Source organism: Planococcus notacanthi (assembly GCF_030407825.1).
GTDB lineage: Bacteria > Bacillota > Bacilli > Bacillales_A > Planococcaceae > Planococcus > Planococcus notacanthi.
Genome location: NZ_JASDCQ010000005.1, coordinates 107,964 through 124,778, shown reverse-complemented (window position 1 = coordinate 124,778; position 16,815 = coordinate 107,964). Strand labels below are relative to the sequence as shown.

Here is a 16,815-nt window from a genome sequence, read left to right as displayed (position 1 = left end):
GTAAGTTATATTTCCTTTTTTCGCAATATTTAATCGTTAAAAAATTCCCATAAATTTTCATAAACAGATTCTTTGCAATTTGAGAAAAGCACGGTAAACTTAAAGAGAACCTAGAAGGAGGCAACATGATGAAATCACTTACTACGAACGACCAATTTAACGAAGTTATAAAAGGCAGTGAACCGGTTATTGTGAAATTCCAAGCAGGCTGGTGCCCGGACTGCACACGCATGGACATGTTCATCGATCCTATCATCGAAGAATTCAACCAGTACCAATGGTTTGACGTGAACCGCGACGAGCTTCCAGACCTTGCTGAAAAATATGATGTCATGGGTATTCCAAGTCTATTAATTTTTAAAGACGGCGAAAAGACCGCTCATCTTCACAGCGCCAACGCCAAATCACCTGAATCGGTTACTGAATTTTTAAATGACCAAAAAGAGTAGGCTCCCGCCTGCTCCTTTTTTTCGCTATAATATAGAACGTATTAAATTTTCAGCTGCTGATGTAAACTCTATTCGTAGTGAACAAAGAGGCTGATCAAATACTATTCTCATATTCACTAATTGATTCGAGCATCTTATAAAAACTGCGGAGGTATTGGAAATGGATTCACAACAGGAAATTAAAGAATTAAAAGAACAGCTTGTTTATTACGAAAAGCTTATTAAGAACATGTCGGCACCCATTATTCCATCGATTGTCCCTAAAACTATTTTAGTGCCAATTGCGGGTTTCATTTTCACAGACCGTTTTGATATGATCCGCACGAAAGTCTTGAAGTATGCAGAAAAGCATCGCGAAACAGAACGCGTCATTTTCGATTTCACCGGCGTAACGACGGATGATTTTGCAGAATTCGATTACGACGGGCTTGGCAGTGAATTGAGCCAGTTAAATTCTGCTCTTGGACTAATGGGGCTGCGTGCTATTTACGCAGGATTTAATCCATTGTTTGTGCGTGAGATTGTTCACGCCGGCATCCAAGTAGAGCTGGAAGTGTATACAACTTTCAGAGTTGCTTTGGAACAGTTGCTTACGGAAAATAAAAACTAGCCTTTAAGAATATGACAAGCTGTGCAATCAAAATGATTCGGAGGTATTCGCTGTGAAAAAGCTGATCGCATTTCAAGGACTGTCTCAGCATGATGAATCCGTTTCTGAGAAATACCGTTCTTCTGCATGTGGCCCTGTCACTGCCGCCTCGATTCTTCAACACCATGAAGGGCTAAAAATTGGAGTCGACCAGCTTTACCGCATGCTTGGCTCAACCCCTATCGGACTGTTCACTTGGCGGTTGATTAAAAATTTCCATAAAGTCGGCGGGAAACGTTACGAAGTGAAAAAAATTCGAAGCCTCGATGAGGTCAAGGAAGAATTGTTGGCAGGACGGCCGCTTGCAATGAAGTTCGACCGCTATTTTACATTCCAATGGTTTTCAAAACCGCTTTTCAGCTATCATTGGGTACCGCTGATCGGCTTTAAAGAGGAAGCCGATGATCTGGTTTTGTATATCCACGACAACGGACAAAAAAACCGCCCCAGTAAAATGCGGACGGTTTCTTATCTGGAAAATCGTAAGGTGTTGACTTTTGTAAAGATTATGCCCAGGGATCGGCAGTAACACCCACATCTTTTTCGAGTTGTTTGGCAAGCAACAGCAATTGCTGGTCGCGGCATAATTGAATATGTTCATTGGTGTAGGCAGGAACAGTGAGTTCCTCCAGTGCCACTTCCAACTGGATGTCACATTTGATGACAGCCAGTTTTTTTGATAGCAAAAGCATTTCCTTATGCTCATCGATTTTCTTTTTCTGTGCAGGCTTTAGTTCGTCAATGGCTTCAAGTACGCCGTCCGTCGAACCGTAGTTTTGGATCAGCTGAAGCGCAGTCTTCGGACCGATGCCTTTGACTCCTGGGTAACCGTCGCTCGGATCGCCCATAAACGCTTTAACATCCGCAAATTGTGATGGCTGAATGCCGTACTCTTCGATGAACCTGGCTTCCGTGTAAACATCATAGACGTGGTAGCCTTTTTTCATAAACGCGATATTGACTGAGGGCGTCAGCAATTGCAGCATGTCTTTATCACCGGTAATGATCGTGAAATCCACTTGATCCTGCCACTGCTTTGTGAACGAACCGATAAAGTCATCAGCTTCAATTCCCTTCTCCCCATAATTCTTCCAGCCAAGCTGTTCAGAAATCGCCTGAGCCAAATCAAACTGGTGAACCATATCTTCTGGAGGTGCCGGACGATTCGCTTTGTAGCCATCGAATAGCTCTGTGCGGAATGTTTTCGCCCCCATATCCCAGCAAACAGCCATATGCGTCGGCTTCATCAATGATTTCGCCGCCAATACGTGGCGCGCAAAACCCTGTACTCCGTTTGTTGCCAATCCATTAGTGGTGCGGAAATATTGGCCTACTGCTGAAGTTGCGAAAAATGAGCGGAACAGCAACGCCATTCCGTCCACTAATAATACATGCGGTTTTTCCATAGTTAAAAATCCTCCATCTTGTTGTTTCCTGACTCCCATTATACCTGTTCTCCAATGAAAAAACCGCCGAAGCGGCGGTTTTAACGTTTTCGTTTTATAGCTTTGTATTCGATATTCAGTGCTTTGTAGAAGGACGCCATCATCAGCAGCATGATGATCGAGAACGGGAATGCCGCTATGATCAACACCGTTTGCAATGTATCGAGTCCTCCTGTGGATAACAAGATTACAGCGATTGCTGATTGGGAAATTCCCCATGTCAGTTTTACCGTATTTTGAGGATGCAATGATCCGCCTGTCGTCTGCATTCCCAGTACAAATGTTGCGGAATCGGCAGAAGTGACGAAAAACGTCGTAATCAGGAAAATCGCAATAACCGACAGCAAGACACCTAATGGCAATTCATTGAATACTGCGAACAAAGTTTCCTCCGTCAACAAGCCTGTCAGATCCACTCCGCTGCTTTGTACATCAATTGCAGTTGTACCAAACGCTGAGAACCAAAGGAAACTGATGAAAGTTGGAATCATCAAGACACCTAACAAGAACTGGCGAATTGTCCGGCCTTTGGATACACGTGCAATGAAAATACCGACAAACGGAGCCCAGGAAATCCACCATGCCCAATAGAAGATTGTCCAGCCATCAATCCAGGCCCGGTTTTCTCCATCTATCGGCGCTGAGCGGAAACTCATCTCGATTAAGTTTTGGAAGTATGTACCGATTGTATTCGTGAACATATTCATAATCAATAAAGTTGGTCCAAGTATGATGACTGCGATAAGCAATACGACTGCCAACACCATATTTGTATTGGACAGGTATTTAATTCCTTTGCTTAATCCGCTCCATGCAGAAAACATAAACAATACCGTTACAATAGCAATAATGATCAATTGAACAGCAAAGCTGTCTCCTGCTATTCCATCAAATAAGAACGCAAGGCCGCCATTGATTTGAATAGCACCAAAGCCCAGAGTTGTTGCGACACCCACAACTGTTGCAAAAACAGCGATGACGTCTACTAATGTTCCCCATGGACCTTTCATCTTATCTCCAAACAACGGCTTCAAAGTAGCGGAAATCAATCCCGGCTCCCCTTTTCTAAACTGGGCATATGCAAGTGCCAATGCCACTACGGCATATATCGCCCACGCATGAATTCCCCAGTGGAAAAAGCTGAATCTCATTGATTCGCGCATAGCTTCTGCGGTTCCGGGTTCAGCTGTAGCCGAATCGATTGCAAAATGCGACAGCGGCTCTGCGGCTCCCCAGAATACCAGACCAATTCCCATTCCTGCTGAAAACAGCATGGCAATCCATGTTCCGAATGAAAACTCGGGTTTGTCTGTATCTTTGCCCAGTTTAATTTGCCCCATCGGACTGATGAGGAAAAACAAACAGAACAAAACCATGATGGAAACTACCAATAAATAATACCATCCGAACGAAGTTGTCAGGAATGATTCTATATTCCCTGTAACTTCTGCAAAATTATCGGGTGCAATTGCTCCGTAGCCAATGGCCAATAATACGAGCGCAAGTGCAATCCAAAAAACATTGGTTACTTTCTTCATATAGTACCCCCTCCTTAATTTTTATTCCGCTTTAACGGCCAGCAATACTCCTACTGCTCTAAGTAGGAGTCCACTGACCGCCAAAGCACGAATTGAGCAACTTAAAATCAGCGGTGAATGAAGAACCTCCGCTGCCTCAAGTTTCTCATTATCACAAGTTTAAAGCATACGGAAGATTTCTATTCCTGTCAAACCCGCTGTTTTAGTTAGAAAATGATACGGACGATATGTTATATGACTGATAATTGCACCTATTTTCAATACCCTTATCTTCAATCTATAAACCGTTTTCTTATAAATAGGAAATAAAATGAAAGAACTTACATGTAGAATAGGCATAGAAAAACCAGATCCACACGGGATCTGGCTGCTGTTTTATAAGTTAATTGTGACGTCTGCCGATTCGCGGAGTTTAGCGATCAATCCTTGGACAGCTTCACTTTCTTTTTGCATTTTAACCTGTTCTTCAAGTTGCGGCTTCACTTCTTCGAATGCCGGAAGCTCTTCATCACTGCCAGCCTCTTTTTGCTGGGCTTGGGCTTGCTCATAAACTTTCTTGAGCTCTTCTTCAGTCGGCTTTATTTCGCCGGCCTCCTGTGCAACCAATTGATCCACTTTTACTTGTGTTTGTACTTGCTTTCTCACTTCTTCTTCAGAAAGCCCCTGCTCTTCAAGTGCGGCCAAGAACTCTTCAGAAGATGCCAGTCCGTTTTGCTCAGCCAATTCTTTCAACGAGGCATCGGTCTGCTCATCTGTCACTTCGATTTTCTGTTTCTCCGTTTCTTGAACCAACAGCTCTTGTGCAACTAAACTTTCAGCAATTTGCTCTTTCAGCTGAGCCTGGTCTACCTCTTGTCCAGACATTTGGGCCTGCATGGCCATCTGCTGGAATTGGCCTGTATAAGCCGATTCAAATTCTTTTTTATCGATTTCTTCTCCATTTACTTCTGCAACGACATCAGGGATGTCTTTTAAATCAGGTTCCGGCATTTCCGGCTGTTCACCGGTTGCTTCATCTGCTGCTGCAGTTTCTTCTTGTGGCGCTGCTTCCTCGTTTGTTTTCTCTTCAGCATCGCCACCGCAAGCTGCCATTGCCGCCATTGATCCACCAAGTACAATTGTCAATAAAACTTTTTTAATCATTAAAATTCCCCTCTCAAACATCATGTCCGTTAGTGTAGCACATTGAGTCCAGCTGTGAAAACATAAACCATTGCTGAAGACTTGTGCAGATAACTACTGGATAGAAATATGGCGATTTGTTCAATGTTTTATCCCATTCCAATTCTTTCAACACATAAAATCTTTACTAACATCATTTAAGTCGTTTTTTGCCTTTAGTTCCATCAACCAACAAGTTTCATTATGTACTTTTTTCACTTTCTTAAAACCGCATTTCTCATAGCACCGAACCGCTCTTGTATTAGAAACTTCAGGATCCAATGCAATTAAATCCACGTCTTTCAAATGAGAAAGTGTGTTTGTGAATTTTGCGAACATGGTCGTCCCGATTCCTCGGTTAAAATATTCGGGTACTCCGATAAATTGATCGATACCGCATATATTCAATGTTGAAGGATAGCCGAATTCTGCCTGGATTTCTTGAGCTAATTTATAATATTGCATAAATCCGATTGGCATTGTGTCCAACTCTACAATAAACGGGTACACATGAACTTCTCCATTTACTCTCGGTTTATATTTTGCCTTTACCTGATCTAACAAATATGGGGAATCCACCTCTCCTTAGAATTCCAGAACTTCCGGTGTACTTAACCACCGAGCCATAATGTCATAATCGGCATGAACCATTTTGCGAATGGAAACTTTGTGAGAAATCATAAAAAAATCCCTCCAGTGCTTATATAGTCGAGGCAGTGGCTTCACAGTAAAATAAGGTTGGCTTTTGTAAGGAGAGATGGGTTCATCTTCTTCATTCTTGGATCAATAATTGTGAAATGATTTCAGCACTTCCTGGTGAAAACATAAACAGTGAAAAAGCAATACTTGCTGCTCCTATGCAGATTACTGCTGTTCGAATCAGCAAGGAAAATCGACTTTTCGAAAAGATTCCTTTCAACAGCAAATACATTCCGATGCCTAAAATTAAAAAATACCAAAATCCCATTGTGTCACCTCTTTCAAAGCCCTTTTATAAGAGGACGTCATATATCATTAAAAGTTCGTAAAAACCCATTTCGCTCTGTATTCCCTTGTAAATCAGTGCTAATGACACTAATAAACCTTCTAATATAAATTGTTGATGGAAGACTCTGCTAGAAGTAGAAAGGAGCAGCAACAGAACAACAAAAAAAACGCCAAAACCTGTAAGGGTTTTGACGTTTTTTATCTCACTATGGAGACGGCGGGAGTCGAACCCGCGTCCAGAAACTCCGCTACTTGAGCGTCTACGCGTGTAGCTTATTCATTGAGGTTTCATGCACCATTCTGCCAATAAGCAGGCGTCCTGGGCACTAATCTGAGAATCTCTCCCGTTTGCCTCAGATGGCAGCAAACGTTGTATCCCACTAAAGTTGAGCTTTACCCAGCCACATGGGCGATGGATAGATAAAGCAGATCCGAGCTTACGCTGCGAATGCTAGGTTTTGGTTTGTTTTGCCAGTTGTTATAAATACGTTGGTGACGGAGCCGACCCTCCGACGCGCGACCCAAGCCCAGATCATCCCTGTCGAATCCGTAACGTCCCCTTATTAAAAAGAGACACGGAAGATGAATAAACAGCTTCATGTGCTATATCTCTAGTATAAGGCAACATTGGTCTGACATCAAGTCTTAGCGGTTGTGTTCTTTTATGGCACGGTCGATTTGACGTTTTGCGTCTTTCTTTTTCAAATCTTCCCGTTTGTCGTAGTTCTTCTTCCCTTTACCGACGCCAAGCAAAATTTTCGCAAAGCCGTCTTTCAAATACATTTTCAGTGGAATGATTGCAGAACCCTGGACTTTCGAATGTGCCTGCAAATCAGCGATCTGTTTCTTATGCAACAACAATTTACGTGAACGTGTCGGGTCATGGTTAAACTGGTTGCCCTGCTCGTAAGGGTTGATGTGCATATTTGAAATCCAGGCTTCCCCATTACGGATCCGAACAAACGAATCCTTCAATTGGACTTTGCCGTTTCGTGCAGATTTAATCTCAGTACCCTGCAAGACAATCCCTGCCTCGATCGTTTCTTCGATGAAAAAATCGAAACCGGCTTTCTTGTTTTGGGCAATTACTTTGCCTTCTCCTTTGGCCATGTGGTTTCACCTCAGCTAGATTCAAAAAAGCGGCTCTGAAGCCGCTATTTTATTTTTTCTTGTTGCGTCCTTGTTTTGCGGCGCCTTCATAAAACTTTTTCTTTTTGTTTTTTGGCTTGCGTGTAGGACCGCCGCCTTCTGGCTTCTTGCCGTCGCGTCCCGGTTTTCCGCCACCGTCTTTTTTCGTGGCACGGATTACTTTCGGCTGTTCTCTTCTCGACTGGCGAGTGTTTTGCACCATGCCGACAATTTCAAAATCAATGGACGACTCTTCCGGTTTTACGCCGATGACTTTGATTTCAATTTCATCACCAATCCGGAATTGGCGTTTATTTCGTTCGCCGATCATCATCATGCTGCGATCGTCGAAACGGTAATAATCATCTGTCATATTGGAAACGTGAACCAAACCTTCAATGGTGTTCGCGAGTTCGATGAACAAACCGAAATTCGTTACAGAAGAAATGATGCCGGTAAATTGCTCGCCGATTTTATCAGCCATAAACTGTGACTTCTTCAAAGCGTCTGTATCTCGTTCAGCTTCCACTGCGCGGCGTTCGCGTTCCGACGTATGTGTCGCAATATCATCCATATTGGCTTCCCAATAGGCAATTGTTTTTTTCGACAGGTCCTTCTCGATCAAGTAAGTTCGAATTAGGCGGTGTACAACCAAATCAGGGTAACGGCGAATCGGCGACGTGAAATGCGTGTAGAATTCCGTAGACAAACCAAAATGCCCCAGGCTTTCATTCGAGTATTTCGCCTGTTGCATCGAACGAAGCATCATAGTTGAAATGACCGGTTCTTCCGGAGTCCCTGCAATCGACTCAACAATTTCCTGCAAAGCTTTTGGATGAATTTGTGTTCCTGAACCTTTCACCACGATGCCGAAATTCGTAACGAATTCGAAAAAGCGCTGCAGTTTTTCAGGCTTTGGATCTTCGTGGATACGGTAAATAGCGGGCACATTCATGTGATGGAAATGTTCAGCTACTGTTTCATTGGCAGCCAGCATAAACTCTTCAATCAGACGTTCAGCTACTGTGCGTTCACGAACCACAACGTCCACCGGGTAGCCATTTTCATCCACCAGCACTTTGGATTCCTTGAAATCGAAATCGATGGCACCACGGCGCATCCGCTTCGTACGAAGTACTTCAGCAAGTTCTTTCATCAATTCGAACATCGGTACCAATTCGCTGTACTTTTCTTTCAGCTCTTGGTTGTCCTGTTCGAGAATTTCATAGACATCTGTGTAAGTCATACGTGCCGAGGTCTTGATGACACTCTGGAAGATTTCATGGGACAGCACTTCGCCCTGTTCATTGAAAATCATTTCACAAGACAAAGTCAGACGATCCACCTGCGGATTCAATGAACAAATGCCATTTGACAGACGGTGCGGGATCATCGGAATGACACGATCAGTCAAATAGATGCTTGTTGCACGGTCATAGGCTTCCCGGTCAATAGCCGAGCCTTCCGTCACGTAATGGCTGACGTCAGCGATATGTACGCCTAATTTATACGTGCCATCTTCATACTTCACTACTTGAACGGCATCATCCAAGTCTTTGGCGTCAGCCCCATCAATCGTCACAATCTGTTCGTTGCGCAAATCGGTGCGGTCGTTCAAATCGGCCGGATCAATTTCATCCGGTACATTATTCGCCTGTTCCAGAACATCCGGCGGAAATTCCGTTTCAATGCCGTATTTATGGATAATGGAAAGAATATCGACACCCGGGTCATTTTTATGGCCAAGAATCTGCGTGACCATGCCTGTTGCAGATTTTCTGCCTTCCGGCCAGCCGGTAATCTCAACGACCACTTTGTGGCCATCTACAGCCCCTAATGTATCGTCTTTAGCAATAAAGATGTCCATGTTCATTTTTTTATCATCTGTTACAACAAAACCGAAACCTTTATTGTCCTGGAATGTTCCGACAGCTCTTGTGGTGCCGCGTTCGATGATCCGGATAATCGCGCCTTCGCGACGGTCCCCAGAAGACCCTTCAGATACACGGATCAGCACGGTATCACCATTTATTGCACCATTTGTTTCAGTCGGCGGAATAAAGACATCATCCAATCCTGCTTCTTCAGGAGCGACAAAGCCGAAGCCTTTTGGATGCCCGATGAATTTTCCGCGCATCAGGTTCATGCGTTCCGGCACACCGTAACGGTTTGATCTTGAACGGACAAGTGCACCCGTTTCTTCAAGACGCACCAATGTTTTCACCAATTCCTTAAATTCATCGGCATCTTCAAAACCGAATTGCTCTTCTATTTCCTGTACAGTCAGCGGCTTGTATGCTTCTTCACGCATGAAGACCAGCAATCGCTGTTCCAATGAACGTTCGTTAGTACTCAAATCTAACTCCTCCTTTGTGACGGTTCACACACTCCAATCAAGCGATTCGAGAAATGCAAAAATGTCTTCGTGCAATTGTTTTTTCTCTTTATCAAGCGTAATAACATGGCCCGAATTTTCGTACCACTTGATGTGTTTGTCGGTCGATTCAGCGGTGTCATAAATGACGTTGGCTGAATCCGTATTGATGACATCATCCAGCCTGCCCTGAACAACGAACAGCGGCGCATAAACATGATCCACTTGTTCTTTGACTTCTGCGATCAAGGCACGCAAATCGGCCAGCGATTCCATTGGCCGTTCTTGGAAAGCCTTCATTTCTTTTTCGATATCTTCATCGCTTTTTCCTTCATATTTCTTGTATTCACGCGCATATTTTAAGACACCCTCATACATGAGGTCAGTGGTTTTCATATACATCGGAGCGCACATGGTGACAATTCCCTTGATAGGTTTTGTATACCCTAATTTCAGGCTGAATACGCCGCCCAATGACAGTCCAGCCACCGCAATTTCAGTATATCCCTCTTCCAGCAATGTCTCATATGCTTTTTCCACGTCTTTCCACCAGTCGGCTGGACCGGTGCCCACTAACTCTTCAGGCGCTACACCATGACCTGCATAATGCGGGGCGATGCTTGTGTAGCCTTTGGTCTCCAAAAAACGGCCCAGCATGCGGACGTCTGCGGAATTTCCTGTAAAGCCGTGTAATAGAAGCACTGCCCGAGGGCCTGTTTTAAAGAAAAATGGTTTTGGTTGCGAAATCCGCATTATAATCCCTCCAATTCCAATACTAAAAGAAAACGCCCAACCATGTATGGTCAGGCGATTTAATCATCTACATTAAACTTTCGTTACGGCAACAGCCAGAATAAAGAATAAGGCAGCAAGTACAATCGTAACCCGGTGCAGGACCAAGTCCAAACCACGAGCTTTTTGCTTGCCGAAAAGTTGCTCTGCTCCACCGGAGATGGCTCCTGAAAGACCTGCACTTTTTCCAGATTGCAATAAAACGACAACGATTAATGCGAGCGATACGATGACGAGTAATGTCATTAACAACGTATGCATAAATTCCACCTCCTGAAAAGAACGTTCACAACAAAACTAAGTTTACCAAAAATTGTGACCTGTGACAATAGCAATAGAAAATAGAGGCAAATGCCTCTATTTTATTTTTTTAAGTTGTAGAACGTTTTCAAGCCCAGGTATTGACCTGTTTCAAATAACTGATCTTCGATGCGCAACAACTGGTTGTATTTCGCAACACGGTCCGTACGTGATGGAGCACCCGTTTTGATTTGTCCAGCATTTGTTGCTACTGCGATGTCTGCAATCGTAACATCTTCAGATTCGCCTGAACGGTGGCTGATGACAGCTGTGTAGCCGGCACGTTTCGCCATTTCAATTGCATCGAAAGTTTCTGTCAATGTACCGATTTGGTTAACTTTGATCAGGATTGAGTTGCCGATGCCTTCTTCGATTCCTTGAGCCAATTTTTTCGTGTTGGTAACGAAAAGATCGTCTCCAACCAATTGCACTCTGTCACCGATTCGTTCAGTCAATAATTTATGTCCAGCCCAGTCGTTTTCATCCAATCCATCTTCAATTGAAATGATTGGGTATTTATTGCAAAGCTCTTCGTACCAGTCAACCATCTCTGCAGATGTTTTCACTGTGTTGTCGCCTGGCAGGTTGTATACGCCTTTTTCTTTGTCATAGATTTCAGAAGAAGCGACATCCATTGCCAATAGTACATCAGTTCCAGGCTTGTAGCCGGCTTTTTCAATTGCTTCCATGATTGTTGTTAAGGCTTCTTCGTTTGACCCTAAGTTCGGTGCAAATCCGCCTTCGTCTCCAACAGAAGTGTTGTAGCCTTTTTCTTTTAATACTGCTTTCAAGTTATGGAAGATCTCTGCACCCATCTGAACTGCTTCACGGAATGATTTTGCCCCAACCGGCATAACCATGAACTCCTGGATATCCACGTTGTTGTCAGCATGTTCGCCGCCGTTCAAGATGTTCATCATCGGTACCGGCAATTGTTTCGCGTTGAAACCGCCCAAGTACTGGTAAAGCGGAAGATCCAAATAGTTGGCTGCAGCGTGTGCAACAGCTAAAGAAACTCCAAGAATCGCGTTGGCACCTAAGCGCCCTTTGTTTTCTGTGCCGTCCAATTCGATCAATGCTTTGTCGATTGATACCTGGTCAAGGACTGAATATTTTTCTTCCAATGCTTCAGCAATTTCAGTGTCGACATGCTCAACAGCTTTCAAAACACCTTTGCCAAGGTAGCGGCTCTTATCGCCATCACGCAATTCCACTGCTTCGTGTTCGCCTGTAGAGGCACCTGAAGGTACGATAGCGCGGCCGAATGCGCCGCTTTCTGTGAATACCTCAACTTCGATTGTCGGGTTCCCTCTTGAATCTAAAATCTCACGTGCTTGAATGTTTGTAATAATTGGCAATTAAAACAGCTCCCTTTTAATATAATGGTTTTCCAGTCATTTCGATCGGTTGTTCGATGTCCAGCATTTTTAAAATGGTTGGTGCCAAGTCGGCCAGAATGCCGCCTTCACGTAAAACATATCCGGATTTTGTCAAGATCACCGGTACTTTATTGGTCGTGTGTGCCGTCATTGGCATACCTTCAATCGTCCGCACTTCGTCAGCGTTACCATGGTCTGCAGTAATCAATGCCGAACCGCCTTGGGCATGCAAAGCATCAACTATGCGGCCTAAGCATTCATCGACCACTTCAATGGCACGGATTGTCGGTTCCAGCAAGCCGCTATGGCCAACCATATCCGGGTTTGCAAAGTTCAGGATAATGGCATCATGCGCACCGGCCTCGATTTGTTCCACCAGGCGATCGGTCACTTCGTATGCACTCATTTCAGGCTGCAAATCGTATGTCGCAACCTTTGGAGAAGCTACGAGAATGCGGTCTTCCCCTGGAAAGACGCCTTCGCGTCCGCCGCTCATGAAGAACGTCACATGCGGATATTTTTCGGTTTCCGCAATCCGCAGCTGAGTCAGGCCGTTCGCTGAGACCACTTCCCCAATTGTATTTTCCAGGTTCAGTGTTTCAAACGCCACACGAGTTGGCAAGTCCTCACTATAAGAAGTAAACGTGATATAAACCAAGTCTCTCGGGTGCTTCGCACTTAACGGAAACCCAGTAAAATCTTCACGAATAAATGCCGATGTCAATTGGATCGAACGGTCCGGTCGGAAGTTGAAGAAAATCAGGGAATCCCCGGAATCGATGGTTGCAACCGGCTTGCCGTCTTCGACAATGGCAAATGGCACGATAAACTCATCTGAAATGTCCTGATCATAGGAATGGGTGATCCCAGCATTTGCCGATGGCGCCGTTTTGCCGATACCATCAACCAGAACCCGGTATGCCAAATCGGCACGTTCCCAACGCTGGTCGCGGTCCATCGCATAATAGCGCCCACTGATCGATGCAAATTTCCCGACACCGATTTCTTCCATTTGCTGTTCAGCCTGTTCAACATATTTAAGCGCGGTGCGGGGCCCTACATCACGGCCGTCAAGGAAACCGTGAACATAAACCTCGGTCAATCCTTGCTGCTTCGCCAGTTTCAACAATGCAAAAAGGTGCTCATAATGGCTGTGTACTCCACCATCGGATAATAAACCTAGAATGTGAAGAGCTTTCCCGTTGTTTTTAGCATTGCTGACTGCTTCCAGAAAAGCGGCATTTTCATAAAAATCGCCATCGCGAATCGACTTGTTGATGCGCGTCAAATTCTGGTAGACAATCCGTCCAGCCCCAATATTCAAATGGCCTACTTCAGAATTGCCCATTTGGCCATCCGGCAAACCGACAGCTTCTCCAGAAGCCGTCAGCAGTTCATGCGGATAACTTTTCCATAAGCGATCGAAATTCGGTTTGTTCGCTTGCGCTACTGCATTGCCAAAAGTCTCTTCACGGCAGCCGAATCCATCTAAGATGATAAGAGCTGCTGGGTGTTCGGTTTTACGCATGTGAACCAGCCTCCAGCAATTTGACGAACGACTCGGTTTCCAGGCTTGCGCCGCCAACCAATGCTCCGTCAATATGCTCCATACTCATCAATTCATCAATTGTGGCCGGTTTAACACTGCCGCCATATTGTATACGCAGTTCGTCAGCAGCCTGTTCGTTGTACAATGACGCAACTTTTTTGCGGACAATTCCACAAACTTCGTTGGCATCTTCAGCTGTAGCTGTTTTGCCTGTACCGATAGCCCAAATTGGTTCATAGGCAATGACAAGACGGGAAATTTGCTCTTCTGTTAATCCCGCAATGCCTTTTTCCACTTGCGCTTCGACTACAGAACCTGTTTCGCCGTTTTCACGCTGTTCCAATGTTTCACCGACACAAAGTATCGGAATCAAACCATGATTGAAAGCCGCTTTCACTTTTTTGTTGGCTGACTCATCGGTTTCATTGAAATACTGGCGGCGCTCTGAATGGCCGATAATGACGTATTTCACGCCGACATCCGCTAATTGGACAGGGCTGATTTCTCCAGTAAACGCACCTTCGTCTTCTTCTGACATGGTTTGCGCACCGATTTGAAGCGCGCTGCCTTCTGCAGAAATGACCAGCTGTGGCAAAAATAATGCCGGTGCGCAAATAACTGCATCCATTTTGTCAGAGTCCGGTACCAAACCGTTTACTTCTTCAATAAATTGTTTTGCCTCTGAAGCTGTTTTATACATTTTCCAGTTTCCTGCAATAATTGGTTTTCTCACAAAAGCACTCCCTTTCCAGTCATTCGGTTTACTTGTCTGTCAATGCACTGACGCCCGGCAAGTCCTTGCCTTCCATAAACTCCAGTGAAGCGCCACCGCCTGTAGAAATGTGATCCATCTTATCAGCTACATGGAATTTCTCCACAGCTGCCGCAGAATCTCCGCCGCCGATGACTGTGTAGCCTGGTGTTTCAGCCATGGCCTGAGCTACTGATTTCGTTCCATTTTCAAAAGCCGGCATTTCGAACACGCCCATAGGCCCGTTCCAGATGATCAATTTCGAGTTTTTGATGACATCTGCATACAACGCCGCTGTTTCAGGTCCGATATCCAGACCCATCCAGTCTGCCGGTATTTCCTCGATTTTCACACTTTTCGTGTCTGCATCTTTGGAAAACTCGCTGGCAACTGTTGCATCAACCGGCAAATAAAATTTGACGCCTTTTTGTTTGGCTTTTTCGATAAAGGATTGTGCCAATTCCAATTTGTCTTCTTCCACTAAGGAGTTCCCGATTTCATATCCTTGAGCTTTGATGAAGGTATAGGAAAGTCCTCCGCCAATCAATAGATTGTCCACTTTATCCAATAGATGATCGATTACACCAATTTTATCTTTTACTTTTGCGCCACCGATGATGGCTGTAAATGGACGATCCGGTTCAGACAGCGCTTTGCCCAAAACTTCAAGCTCTTTTTCCAGCAGCAAGCCCGATACGGACGTCAAATAGCTGGCAATGCCTGCTGTTGAAGCATGTGCACGGTGCGCTGCACCAAAAGCATCATTGACGAATACGTCTGCCAGTGCAGCAAATGCTTTAGCGAGTTCTTCGTCATTCTTTTCTTCACCCGGATGGAACCGGACATTTTCAAGCAGGACGATATCGCCTTCTTGCATGGCTGAAATCTCCTGTTCAACTTTTTCGCCGATTGATTCGTCCAGGCTTTTTACTTCTTTATGTAACAATTCACCCAACCGGACGCCTGTTGCAGCAAGTCTCATATCTTCGTTGACTTCACCCTTAGGACGGCCAAGGTGACTGGCCAAAATCACTTTTGCGCCTTGCTCAACCAAGTATTCGATGGTTGGTACAGCTGCACGGATTCTTGTATCATCCGTCACTTTGCCATCTTCCATCGGCACGTTGAAATCGACACGGCAAAATACACGTTTTCCTTTCAAATCCAAATCTTTCATGGTCATTTTCTGCTGCATGAAAATACCTCCTATTTGTATTCAAAAAAATAAGGAGCGGGGTAAGTCCCCGCCCCTTTTACCCTCTTTTATTATAGAGGTTCATTGGTAATTAAGCTATGATTTTGGGATTACAATCCTTTTTTGTACATGTGCAATGCAAGGTCGATACAACGTCCTGAGTAGCCGGATTCGTTATCATACCAAGCAAGGACTTTGACCATGTTATCCCCGATGACCATAGTTGAAAGGCCATCGACAGTAGATGATGCAGTGTTGCCATTGTAGTCTCTAGAAACAAGTGGTAATTCGCTGTATTCCAGGAAACCTTTCAATTCGTTTTCAGATGCTTCTTTCAATGCATTGTTGACCTCTTCAACAGTTACATCTTTTTCAAGATGTGCAACCAAGTCGATCAATGAAACGTTTGGTGTCGGAACGCGGATTGCCATTCCATCAATTTTGCCTTCCAATTCAGGCAATACTTTAGCCACTGCAGTAGCTGCACCAGTAGTTGTTGGAATCATGGATTCAGCTGCTGCACGTGCACGGCGGAAATCTTTGTGCGGAGAATCCAATAGGATCTGGTCATTTGTGTATGAATGGATTGTTGTCATCATTGCATGCTTGATGCCGAAACGATCGTTCAACACTTTTGACATTCCAGCAAGGCCGTTTGTTGTACAAGATGCATTCGATACAACATCATGCTCTTCAGGGTTGTACGTTTCATGGTTAACACCCATAACAAGTGTCTTCATGCCGTTTTTGCCTGGTGCTGAAACAATAACTTTTTTCGCGCCGGCTTCGATGTGTTTTGAAGCAGAAGCTGTATCTGTGAAGAATCCAGTAGATTCAACAACGATATCTACGCCAAGCTCTCCCCATGGAAGGTTTGAAGGATCTTTTTCAGAGAATACGCGGATTGTTTTGCCGTTTACGACAATGTTATCGCCTTCTGCTGAAACTTCAGCATCCAATGTTCCGTGAATTGAATCATATTTTAGAAGGTGAGCCAGCATTTTTGCGTCAGTCAAGTCATTTACTGCTACAACTTCCACTTCTTCGTTTGCCATTGCCCCACGAAATACGATGCGTCCAATACGTCCAAATCCGTTAATTGCTAATTTTAAAGTCAT

General features: G+C 44.5%; 17 protein-coding genes and 1 other RNA gene. 3 read left to right on the top strand and 15 right to left on the bottom strand.

What is annotated here, in order from left to right:
- Positions 1-128: 128 nt before the first annotated feature.
- The 3 genes from QMA01_RS16035 to QMA01_RS16025 all read left to right on the top strand — a co-directional run bounded on the left by QMA01_RS16035 (position 129) and on the right by QMA01_RS16025 (position 1,627).
- Positions 129-449, top strand: coding sequence for a thioredoxin family protein (locus QMA01_RS16035; RefSeq protein WP_191716649.1), 321 nt, complete (start codon positions 129-131; stop codon positions 447-449).
- Positions 450-609: 160 nt separating this feature from the next.
- Positions 610-1,059 (top strand): STAS domain-containing protein, encoded by a 450-nt coding sequence (locus tag QMA01_RS16030; protein WP_191716533.1) that lies wholly within the window; start codon positions 610-612, stop codon positions 1,057-1,059.
- Positions 1,060-1,111: 52 nt separating this feature from the next.
- Positions 1,112-1,627 carry a C39 family peptidase gene (locus QMA01_RS16025; protein WP_191716534.1) on the top strand — a complete coding sequence of 172 codons (516 nt, stop codon included), beginning with the start codon at positions 1,112-1,114 and terminating at the stop codon, positions 1,625-1,627.
- Here QMA01_RS16025 and QMA01_RS16020 read toward each other — a convergent pair.
- The 15 genes from QMA01_RS16020 to gap form a co-directional block, all read right to left on the bottom strand.
- Positions 1,605-2,504 (bottom strand): 5'-3' exonuclease, encoded by a 900-nt coding sequence (locus QMA01_RS16020; protein ID WP_290215481.1) that lies wholly within the window; start codon positions 2,502-2,504, stop codon positions 1,605-1,607. The genes QMA01_RS16025 and QMA01_RS16020 overlap by 23 nt on opposite strands.
- 80 nt (positions 2,505-2,584) lie before the next feature.
- On the bottom strand, positions 2,585-4,081 hold the full coding sequence (locus tag QMA01_RS16015) for a glycine betaine uptake BCCT transporter (protein WP_191716536.1): 1,497 nt from the start codon (positions 4,079-4,081) through the stop codon (positions 2,585-2,587).
- Positions 4,082-4,456: 375 nt separating this feature from the next.
- On the bottom strand, positions 4,457-5,224 hold the full coding sequence (locus QMA01_RS16010; RefSeq protein WP_290186640.1) for a SurA N-terminal domain-containing protein: 768 nt from the start codon (positions 5,222-5,224) through the stop codon (positions 4,457-4,459).
- 147 nt (positions 5,225-5,371) lie between these two features.
- Positions 5,372-5,806 (bottom strand): GNAT family N-acetyltransferase, encoded by a 435-nt coding sequence (locus tag QMA01_RS16005; RefSeq protein WP_290215480.1) that lies wholly within the window; start codon positions 5,804-5,806, stop codon positions 5,372-5,374.
- A 208-nt stretch (positions 5,807-6,014) separates the two neighbouring features.
- On the bottom strand, positions 6,015-6,209 hold the full coding sequence (locus QMA01_RS16000) for a hypothetical protein (protein WP_191716538.1): 195 nt from the start codon (positions 6,207-6,209) through the stop codon (positions 6,015-6,017).
- Positions 6,210-6,435: 226 nt separating this feature from the next.
- Positions 6,436-6,789, bottom strand: a transfer-messenger RNA (tmRNA) gene (gene ssrA / locus QMA01_RS15995).
- Positions 6,790-6,874: 85 nt separating this feature from the next.
- On the bottom strand, positions 6,875-7,339 hold the full coding sequence (gene smpB, locus QMA01_RS15990) for an SsrA-binding protein SmpB (protein WP_191716539.1): 465 nt from the start codon (positions 7,337-7,339) through the stop codon (positions 6,875-6,877).
- Positions 7,340-7,388: 49 nt separating this feature from the next.
- The gene (gene rnr, locus QMA01_RS15985) at positions 7,389-9,713 is read right to left on the bottom strand and encodes a ribonuclease R (RefSeq protein WP_290215479.1); all 2,325 of its coding nucleotides are present in this window, start codon (positions 9,711-9,713) and stop codon (positions 7,389-7,391) included.
- Positions 9,714-9,737: 24 nt separating this feature from the next.
- A complete protein-coding gene (locus QMA01_RS15980; protein ID WP_191716541.1) occupies positions 9,738-10,484 on the bottom strand; it encodes an alpha/beta hydrolase in 747 nt (248 codons plus the stop codon).
- A 72-nt stretch (positions 10,485-10,556) separates the two neighbouring features.
- Entirely contained in the window at positions 10,557-10,784 is a 228-nt protein-coding gene (gene secG, locus QMA01_RS15975) for a preprotein translocase subunit SecG (RefSeq protein ID WP_049694326.1), read from the bottom strand.
- A gap of 101 nt (positions 10,785-10,885) precedes the next feature.
- Positions 10,886-12,181, bottom strand: a complete 1,296-nt coding sequence (gene eno, locus QMA01_RS15970) for a phosphopyruvate hydratase (protein ID WP_191716542.1) — start codon at positions 12,179-12,181, stop codon at positions 10,886-10,888.
- A 16-nt stretch (positions 12,182-12,197) separates the two neighbouring features.
- Complete coding sequence (gene gpmI, locus QMA01_RS15965) at positions 12,198-13,730, bottom strand: 2,3-bisphosphoglycerate-independent phosphoglycerate mutase (RefSeq protein WP_290215478.1); 1,533 nt, start codon at positions 13,728-13,730, stop codon at positions 12,198-12,200.
- Positions 13,723-14,484 carry a triose-phosphate isomerase gene (gene tpiA, locus QMA01_RS15960; protein ID WP_290215477.1) on the bottom strand — a complete coding sequence of 254 codons (762 nt, stop codon included), beginning with the start codon at positions 14,482-14,484 and terminating at the stop codon, positions 13,723-13,725. Before tpiA ends, gpmI begins: the two co-directional genes overlap by 8 nt.
- 28 nt (positions 14,485-14,512) lie before the next feature.
- Positions 14,513-15,697 carry a phosphoglycerate kinase gene (locus QMA01_RS15955; RefSeq protein WP_290215476.1) on the bottom strand — a complete coding sequence of 395 codons (1,185 nt, stop codon included), beginning with the start codon at positions 15,695-15,697 and terminating at the stop codon, positions 14,513-14,515.
- 110 nt (positions 15,698-15,807) lie between these two features.
- Complete coding sequence (gene gap, locus QMA01_RS15950; protein ID WP_191716546.1) at positions 15,808-16,815, bottom strand: type I glyceraldehyde-3-phosphate dehydrogenase; 1,008 nt, start codon at positions 16,813-16,815, stop codon at positions 15,808-15,810.

Excerpts from the sequence above, each read along its gene's own strand:
- QMA01_RS16035 (WP_191716649.1), top strand. The coding sequence starts at position 129 with ATGAAATCACTTACTACGAACGACCAATTTAACGAAGTTATAAAAGGC.
- QMA01_RS16030 (WP_191716533.1), top strand. The coding sequence starts at position 610 with ATGGATTCACAACAGGAAATTAAAGAATTAAAAGAACAGCTTGTTTAT.
- QMA01_RS16020 (WP_290215481.1), bottom strand. The coding sequence starts at position 2,504 with ATGGAAAAACCGCATGTATTATTAGTGGACGGAATGGCGTTGCTGTTC.
- QMA01_RS16015 (WP_191716536.1), bottom strand. The coding sequence starts at position 4,081 with ATGAAGAAAGTAACCAATGTTTTTTGGATTGCACTTGCGCTCGTATTA.
- QMA01_RS16010 (WP_290186640.1), bottom strand. The coding sequence starts at position 5,224 with ATGATTAAAAAAGTTTTATTGACAATTGTACTTGGTGGATCAATGGCG.
- QMA01_RS16000 (WP_191716538.1), bottom strand. The coding sequence starts at position 6,209 with ATGGGATTTTGGTATTTTTTAATTTTAGGCATCGGAATGTATTTGCTG.
- smpB (WP_191716539.1), bottom strand. The coding sequence starts at position 7,339 with ATGGCCAAAGGAGAAGGCAAAGTAATTGCCCAAAACAAGAAAGCCGGT.
- QMA01_RS15980 (WP_191716541.1), bottom strand. The coding sequence starts at position 10,484 with ATGCGGATTTCGCAACCAAAACCATTTTTCTTTAAAACAGGCCCTCGG.
- secG (WP_049694326.1), bottom strand. The coding sequence starts at position 10,784 with ATGCATACGTTGTTAATGACATTACTCGTCATCGTATCGCTCGCATTA.
- gpmI (WP_290215478.1), bottom strand. The coding sequence starts at position 13,730 with ATGCGTAAAACCGAACACCCAGCAGCTCTTATCATCTTAGATGGATTC.
- QMA01_RS15955 (WP_290215476.1), bottom strand. The coding sequence starts at position 15,697 with ATGCAGCAGAAAATGACCATGAAAGATTTGGATTTGAAAGGAAAACGT.
- gap (WP_191716546.1), bottom strand. The coding sequence starts at position 16,815 with ATGACTTTAAAATTAGCAATTAACGGATTTGGACGTATTGGACGCATC.